This window comes from Polaribacter sp., assembly GCF_965660385.1.
In the GTDB taxonomy this organism is placed as follows: Bacteria; Bacteroidota; Bacteroidia; order Flavobacteriales; family Flavobacteriaceae; genus Polaribacter.
The window spans coordinates 1-8,628 of record NZ_CBFHZT010000073.1 but is presented as its reverse complement, the minus strand read 5'-3'; the positions used below and the strand labels follow the sequence as shown (position 1 = coordinate 8,628).

The window sequence follows — 8,628 nt, the reverse complement described above, 5'->3', positions numbered from 1 at the left end:
AGACATCGCAACAGAACTTATTCCAACTCCAGTTTCTAAAGATTTTTGTTTAAAGACTCTTACACTTGCAGTATCTCCACGTAAAAATTTACTATCAAAGGTTTCTCTGCTACCTAAACCTCCCATATCCATTTCAATCGCATCAGCACCAATTTCTTTGGCTCGTTCAAAAGCACCTAATTTTTGGCGCTTTAAAATCATCCAATCGCAAACAGCTACTTTGTAACGCTCTTTCGTTGGCCCTGGCCAAACTCCATCTTGAATAGGAAAAGTCACTAATTTTGATGGATCTATTTTTACATATTTTATTTTTTGACGACGCCAAGTGTACACACAATGCAACATTCCGTCAGAACCCTGAATAATACTAGGATATGAATACTGACTTATTTTAGAATCTTCTAAAACCAAAGCAGCATTCCAGTTTATACCATCTTTAGAAGTTGCAATGTTTAAAGGACTTCTATAACTTTTTGTGGTGCCTTCATCTGGCCAAACATGATTATAAATTAAAACATGTTCTCCATTTTCCATGGTAACAGCATCTGTTCCAGAACTGTTATTTGGCATGTTTAATAACTCTAAATCAGACCAAGTATCACCATTATCATCAGACCAAGTAGAAAATAATTTTCTGTTACGTGTTCTACCAATTTGTTGCAATTTACCATCACTATGAATCAATACACTTGGCTGAATAGCATGTATTTTATTTGGTCCTTTAGGGATGGTATCTGCCATTTTATATGTTTTTCCAAAATCAGGTGTTGATTCCATGCGTAAATTCCAACCATTACCTTCAACACTAGAGGGTAATAATAGTTTTCCATTTTCTAATAGAACAGGTTTATTTTTTATTGGACCTAAAAAGTTATCTGGTAATTTTTCAGCCTCAGACCATGTATCACCTCCATCTTTAGAACGCTTTAGCATGCCCCACCAAGTTGATGGATGAGGACCCACTTTGTAATATAATAGTAAATCACCATCTGGCACTTGATATAATACTGGATTCCATGTTGGATAACGCAACGTATCATTCTGAATTCCGTTAGCAACCTCAACACCTTCCGTCCATTTACCGTTCTTCAGTTTTGATACCCAAATACCAACATCAGGATTACGTTCTTTTGTGCCTCCAAACCAGGAAGCTACCAATTCACCTTTGGTTGTTTCAACAATTGTTGATGCATGACAGGATAAATAAGGTGCATCATTATTGATAAATTCATCAATAAGAATTCCCTCTCTCCATGTTTTATCTGCTAGTGCTATTTTATTTTCAACAGGGGTATTTTTACAACTTGCCCATAAAACTAGGCTTAAAAGAATATAGACTATCTTGTTTTCTCTCATTCTATTTTTCATTTAATCAAATTTTAATCAATCATTTTATATATGACTCATTGGTCATGAATCAATTTGCTATGCTATTTAAATACTTTTCCAACATTGTATATCCATCTTCAGCTATAAGATTTCTATCTTCAGAATTGTTTACATCTAAGCCCTGTTTCTTTTCCCAAGAATCTGGCATACCATCATGATCTGTGTCTTTTGGAGCAGGACTGCTTTTTAACTCTGGCCAACCCCCAACATCATTCTGATTGTCGATAATTCCAGTAGTTAAAGACTTATCTGCAACCTTATGATTCTTTTTATATGAAGTTCCTTCAAATGTTGCATAACCTTCTTTTGTTTCTTTAACTATTCTAGTATCAATAGGGTCTCTTTTAGGCAATGTTGCTCCTACATTTTTGAGCACCAACTGAAATGCTTCTTCAGCAGTTTCTTGGTGAATAGGCATAGACTGCCATGGAGTTTCTAGTTTTATTTTATCAAAAGAAAGTTTTGTTTGTACGCCACCATCCCAATTGTTCTTAGAAACTTTTTCATTTCCTTCAACGATATTTTCTGCAATATACCATTTACCAAAATCGTCTATTTCATTTCTAGAGCTAGGGTTTGCAATTCGATATGAAACTTCTCCAGGTTCTGTTGCTGGACCTGCTTTATAATAATTGGCAACCATATTTATAGTCGTAAAATTGAATTTGTCATTTCCTTTTTGAAAAGCTTCTCCTCCATAACAACTATTATATCCCCAATTATAAATTACATTATTTCTGTAATCAGTATATCCTGAACCCGAAGCAAAACGAGGATTTCTACTTGAATGGTGTGCTAATAAATTATGATGATAAGTACTATGATTCGATCCCCAAATACCACCAAAACCATGAGAACCTTTTACATGATTGGACTTAGACATACTTTCTGCAATCAGACTCCATTGCACAGTAATACTATCACAATGATAAATAGACATGGTTTCATCAACCGACCAGCTTGCCGAAATATGATCTAAAATAATATGTTTTCTATATCTGCTTGATATTGCATCAGAATCATCGCCTGAATCATCTCCCAAACGCACTCTTAAATATCTTATAATAACATGATCTGCTCCAATATTCAGCGGGTAATTCTTAATACAAACACCATCACCTGGAGCTGTTTGTCCGGCAATAGTTATGTAAGGATGTTTAATTTTTAAAGCACTTTCGAGAGCAATTGTTCCAGATATTTTAAAAACAACTGTTCTTGGTTCTGAAGCTTCAATTGCTGCTCGTAAACTACCTTCTCCTTTATCGTTTAAGTTTGTAACCTCATATACAACACCTCCTCGACCACCTTTCGAAAATTTCCCATAGCCTTCAGCTGTAGGAAAAGCTAATTGTTCTTTAATAGCCATGACTTGGTTGTAATATGCAAAATTTTTGGTATCTCCATGTTTATTTTTTTTAGCACATGAAACAACTAAAAGTCCAAAAACTATACAAAATATTACTTGTTTCATGTTAAACATTTATTTACAATTTATTTTACAATTTGATAGGGTAAAACACTCTAGTTTAAACTAAAATTCAAAGCTTAATTAATTAATCTGGCTTACATTAACAGAATAGGTTCCCGGTATTAGTTTTAGAATTAGCATATCATGCTTTACTTCGTTTTTAATAGAGAGCTTATTTAGTTTTATATTATTTACTTTAACTTTTGATGAGTTTGTTGTAGGCAAGTATGCTATTGCACTTGAATTAGCAGGTACCGTAATATTCCAAACTAATTTGTTTTTCTTTATTACCCAATGACTTTTTATGGTACCATATGAAGATTTGTAAGAGGCATTAACAAACGTCAAGCCTGCATAAAAATCAGGTTTCATTACAATTTGTTTAAACCCGATATCTTTTTGACTACTTTTTATACCCGCCATATTTTCAAAATACCAAATCATTAAATCGCCTAAAAGCATTACATGATTTTGAGAATTCATTTCTGGATTTGCCGTATTTCCATTCCATAATTCCCAAATGGTGGTAGCACCATTTTCGGCCATATATCCCCAACTTGGGTACGTTTTATTAGAGGCTAGTTTGTAAGCTAAATCTCCTCTGCCAAATTCTGTTAAGGTTCGCATTAAAAATTGAATACCAACAACACCTGTACTTACATGGCTGTCTTTAACAACTTCCACTTGATAGACCATGTTTTGAAAAACTTTATCCTTAAAATTATCTGGTACCATACCAAAAGCCAGAGGCAACACATTTGCTGTTACAGTATTGTTCGCATAACTATATGATTCTTTGTTAAAGTATTGATCGTTAAAAGCCTTTTTTATACGTGATGATAGCGCATCATAATGTAGTATATCTGCTTTATTTTGATTTGTAATTCTAGCAAACTTTTTCATGATTTGTAGCAAATGATAATAAAAAGCACTCGCCAAAAGTTTGCCCTCGGTTAATCTAGTCGGATCTTTAGAACGGATAATTTCTAATGATTCTGGTGGTACACACCAATCGCCATATTTATCCTTGGTCATTAAATTATTTTTCAAATAATTTTGTTCCATGTATAATATCCATTTTTTCATATATGGATAATGGTCTTTTATTCCTTTTTTATCACCAAACTGATGATAAAGCATATCCGCTACTTTGATGTAAGCTCCTTGCCAAGTAACTCCATCACCATAATAACGCCAAAATGCGGGTGCTACATCTGGAATACCACCATCTAAAGTTTGTGAAAATTTAATATCATCTAACCATTTTGCATATAGCGTTTGATTATCAAATAAAAAGCTTTCTCCATAAGCACCTGTTGTTCTATCTCCTAACCAAGGTTGACGTTCATTTCTTTGTGGACAATCAATAGGCATGCCTTTGTAATTTCCACGAATACCCCAATAAGCATTTTTAAATACTTGATTCATGGTTTCATTAGAACATTCGAAAGTTCCAGTCGTTTCAATATCGTCATACACCACTTTTCCGACAAAATCTTTCAAGTTGGGTTTGTAATTAAATCCTGAAATGTCTACAAAACGAAAACCGTGATATACAAATTTTGGTTCCCAAATTTCTTCGCCTTCACCTTTTAAAATATAATGGTCTGTAACTTTGGCATCTCTTAAATTGGCAATATATAACGTTCCGTCGTCTTTTAAAGATTCAGCAAATTTCATAGTTATAGTGTCACCACGTTTTCCTGTAACTTTCAATTGCAACCAACCTACCATATTCTGGCCCATATCTAAAATATACGTACCTCTGTTTGTAGATTTAATGGAAATAGGATCCACTTCTCCTTTCACCACCATATTAGGGGTCATTTGAGCTTCTGGAAAACCTCCTGGTTCTTGAACCCACATTAAATTTAGCCAATCGCTATCATCAAAACCAACTTTATTCCAATTTGGAATTTCTTTTCTAGCGTCATAAGTCTCACCATCATATTCATTATTTGCGAGTATTGGGCCATGAGGTGTAAATTTCCAAGATTCATCCGTTTTTATTGTTTCTTTAGAACCATCTTCATATTCTACTCTTAATTGTAATGCCATTTTTGGATGCCCAAATGTTTTTATCTTGTAAGGCTTATACTCTTGTCGCATAGCGAAAAAACGTCCGTTTCCTAAAATAGTTCCCAAAACATTTTTACCTTCTTGTAAGTTGGATGTAACATCAAAAACATTGTACTTTACATTTTTAGTATAATCTGTTGGTACAGGTGCTAATACCTGATTTCCTATCTTTTCACCATTAATATAAAGTTCATACAAGCCCATGCCCATTATATAGACTTTGGCATTTTTGACTTTCTTTTTTAAATCGATTTGTTTTCTAATATACCTTGCTGATAGATTTGAAAATTGTCCTATACTATCTTTTTCAAATAGATGATTATTACCAATCCAACGTGTAGATTTCCATTCTGAATAGGTTAAAATTCCCATACTCCAATGCGCAGGTTCACTCCAGTCGGTTTCTCCTTTAGTTGTCCAAGCTTTCACTTTCCAATAGGCCTCCTCTCTACTATCTAATGCTTTCCCTGAGTACTTAACATGTATAGAAGCATCGCTTTTTACTTTTCCAGAATCCCATAAATCGGCTTTGTTATTCTTCAAATTCTCAAGGGAAGACGCTAACATAATACGATATGATAATTGTTCTACTTCAGATTGATTTGTATTAAACTGCCAGCTTAATCGCGGTTGTAAAACATCGATACCTAAAGGGTTATTCAACATTTCACATTGTAGGTTGTCAAGTTTAATACCGTTTTGAGCTATGGAGACAAAAGACACTAAACATAAACTTATATGTACTAATAATTTCTTCATGTATAAACTCTATTTTGAAATAAGTTTTTCAAGCTTTTCTGAAGTAGCAATCTCTTTACCGTTTCTAAATACCTTAAAACCTTTTCCTTTATTATACTTTTCACCGGTTTTATCCCAAAGAATGGTAAGAATATCACCATGATATAATACATTGTCTAAGCAAAACCAATCCCATTTTTCTTGAGGAATAAGTGGATTCACCTCTATCTTTTCATCAGCTCTTGGACGTAAACCAACCAAACCTGTAATAATTAAATCGTTAAATGTTGAATGGTTGTAATAACGACTTCTTTCTCTATCGCCCATTAACCAATATCCTGTGGTTTCATCTAAATATTCACCAATATATGGTCGTCCTCTGTAATATTGAGACTCTACATATAACTCCATTTGTTTGAAATAATCATCTTCTGACACTATATCTTGACTATAATTATTTAAAACATTTGCCATAGCTGTCATGGTTTGCGAAGTTGCAAATGGCCAAATGGCGCCATCCCATTCACAAGTACCTGTTCCATGACTTCTAAAACGAGGGCTTCTGCGTTCTGCTGTTGTTAATCCAAAAGGTGCTAAGAAACCTGATTCATCTTTTATTTGTTTCCAAGCAACCTCAAAGCCTTTATCTTTTGCTGGTAAATTAAAATACCAAGGAATAAAACCAATAGCTTCACGAACATTTGAAGACGTATCCTTTTCAGTTAACGTTTCAAAAAATTCAGCTTCTTTATTCCATAATTTATTTTCTACTAAATTTTGAAGAGTATCTGACTTTGCTTTAAAATATTGTTGTTTTTCAGAATCGCCTTTCATTTTTGCTATTTTAGCTAAAGCTTCAGCGTTGGCATACATATAACTGTTAATTGTTGGTCTTACATTGCGTACATGACGTCCACCACTTAACGATTCCTCCATACCATCTTTTACATCATTTTGCCAAAATAAACCATCTGGTCTTTGACGTTCTTCTTCCCAAAGCTTATAATCATTCACCAAATCTGGATACAACTCAAAAAGGTAGTTTTTATCTTTATTTACTAAATATCGATTATACAAAGCATCCGCTGTCCAACTACTAAACTTGTGAAATTTTTTCATTGGATTTCCTTCATTTCCTCTATACCAAATATTTACGTTTTGTTCGATGTATTTTGGATCATGTACCCACCTAAATTCATAAATATGATGACCTAAAGCACAAGCAATTAAATTGTATTTATCAGCATAAGAACGATTTACTAAAAACTCTGTAATCGCGTAACCTTGAGGTGTATCAGTAATGTGTTTTCTTAAACTCCACCAACGGAAATAGTACATTTCCTCGAAATTATCTTGAGGACATTCAAACAAAGGAATATTTGATTTCATCCATGCCCAAGCACTATCATTTGGTACAGCTTTGGCTATGTTCTCATCTTCCATCCTATTAAAATAATCTACATAATGTTTATAATCTTGAACATTTAAAATAGCAGCAGTATTTTTATCTGATGTAACTGAATTACAACCAACTAGCGTTATCGCTACCAAAAAAATTAATAAATATATATTTGATTTTAGATTCATTCTTGTACTTTAAAATTTATTTCGCATAGAAAAAATAGGTTTCTCCTGCTTTCATTTTTACATCATATTCATAATATTTTGGAAGCTTAAATGTATCAATTTTTGCTTCTGAAGAAATGATAGGAGTCTTTACCTCTACATCAAAAAATAAATCGTTTTTATTATCTCCTTTTGCTTTTCTAAGCTTTCTTCCTTTTAAAGGTGTTTCACTTCTTAACCTACAATTTCCATCTAAAGTGGGTTGAATTTTAATAACTGTAACTTTATTATTTTTCCAAGTGATGTCAATTTCGAAACCACCTCTAGCTTTTAAACCTTTTATAGATCCATCTTTCCAAACCGATGGTAATGCTGGTAACAAATGAATTGCGCCTTCATGACTTTGCATTAACATTTCTGCAATACCTGCAGTACAACCAAAATTCCCATCAATTTGAAATGGTTGATGTGCATCGAGCATATTAGGATATGTTCCTCCACCTTTTCTTTGTTTAGCAGTTACTAAATGCAACTGATCTTGTAATAATTTATAGGCGTGATCACCATCTAACAAACGTGCCCAAAGATTCACTTTCCATCCCATAGACCAACCTGTAGATTCGTCACCTCTATATTTTAAAGACGTTTTTGCAGCTTGAAATAATTTTGGCGTTTTAAAAGGAGATATTTGATTGCTTGGAAATAATCCGTACAAATGAGAAACATGTCTGTGATGATCTTCTGGGTCGTCCCAATCATGCATCCATTCTTGTAATTGACCGTATTTACCAATTCGCATTGGAGACATTTTACCTAAAGCTGTTTTTAATTTATTAGCAAACTCTGCATCTTTAGAAAGTATTTTAGATGCTTTCATTACATTCGTAAATAAATCAAAAACCAATTGATTATCCATGGTTGTTCCTGCTGCGATTGATGATTTTCCATCTTCTGCAGCATGTGTGTTTTCTGGAGAATTTGAAGGTACAACCACCAAATATCCAGATTCAGGTTCTGGAATCATAAAATCTAAAAAGAATTCTGCAGCACCTTTTAATATTGGATAAATTTCTTCTAAATATTTTTCATCTCCCGTGTACAAATAGCGTTCCCATAAATCTTGACAAACCCAAGCACCACCAGATGGCCACATTCCAGAAGTTGCATAATCTACAGGACCCGTAATTCGCCAAATATCTGTATTATGATGCAATACCCAACCATTTGCGTTGTATAGTCTTTTGGCGCTTTCTTTTCCAGTAACACTCAACTCTTTTGCCATTTGTATAAACGGTTCATGCAATTCTGAAAGATTGGTTAATTCTGCTGGCCAATAATTCATCTCTGCATTAATGTTCATGGTGTATTTACTTTCCCAAGGTGGAAAT

At 33.6% G+C, this 8,628-nt stretch carries 5 protein-coding genes; all 5 read right to left on the bottom strand.

Annotation, left to right across the window (positions count from 1 at the left end; genetic code table 11):
• The coding region (locus ACTG3V_RS14170; protein ID WP_439132827.1) for a sialidase family protein at positions 1–1,368 on the bottom strand (1,368 nt) is incomplete at its 3' end.
• A 49-nt stretch (positions 1,369–1,417) separates the two neighbouring features.
• On the bottom strand, positions 1,418–2,860 hold the full coding sequence (locus tag ACTG3V_RS14165; RefSeq protein WP_439132826.1) for a pectate lyase family protein: 1,443 nt from the start codon (positions 2,858–2,860) through the stop codon (positions 1,418–1,420).
• Between the two features lie 78 nt (positions 2,861–2,938).
• The gene (locus tag ACTG3V_RS14160) at positions 2,939–5,695 is read right to left on the bottom strand and encodes a family 78 glycoside hydrolase catalytic domain (protein WP_439132825.1); all 2,757 of its coding nucleotides are present in this window, start codon (positions 5,693–5,695) and stop codon (positions 2,939–2,941) included.
• A 9-nt stretch (positions 5,696–5,704) separates the two neighbouring features.
• Positions 5,705–7,261: an MGH1-like glycoside hydrolase domain-containing protein gene (locus ACTG3V_RS14155; protein ID WP_439132824.1), complete on the bottom strand. Its 1,557-nt coding sequence runs from the start codon at positions 7,259–7,261 to the stop codon at positions 5,705–5,707.
• 16 nt (positions 7,262–7,277) lie between these two features.
• On the bottom strand, positions 7,278–8,628 hold a 1,351-nt coding region (locus ACTG3V_RS14150; RefSeq protein WP_439132823.1), incomplete at its 5' end, for a glycosyl hydrolase family 95 catalytic domain-containing protein.

Coding starts and splice junctions, on each gene's coding strand:
- ACTG3V_RS14165 (WP_439132826.1), bottom strand. CDS start 2,860: ATGAAACAAGTAATATTTTGTATAGTTTTTGGACTTTTAGTTGTTTCA.
- ACTG3V_RS14160 (WP_439132825.1), bottom strand. CDS start 5,695: ATGAAGAAATTATTAGTACATATAAGTTTATGTTTAGTGTCTTTTGTC.
- ACTG3V_RS14155 (WP_439132824.1), bottom strand. CDS start 7,261: ATGAATCTAAAATCAAATATATATTTATTAATTTTTTTGGTAGCGATA.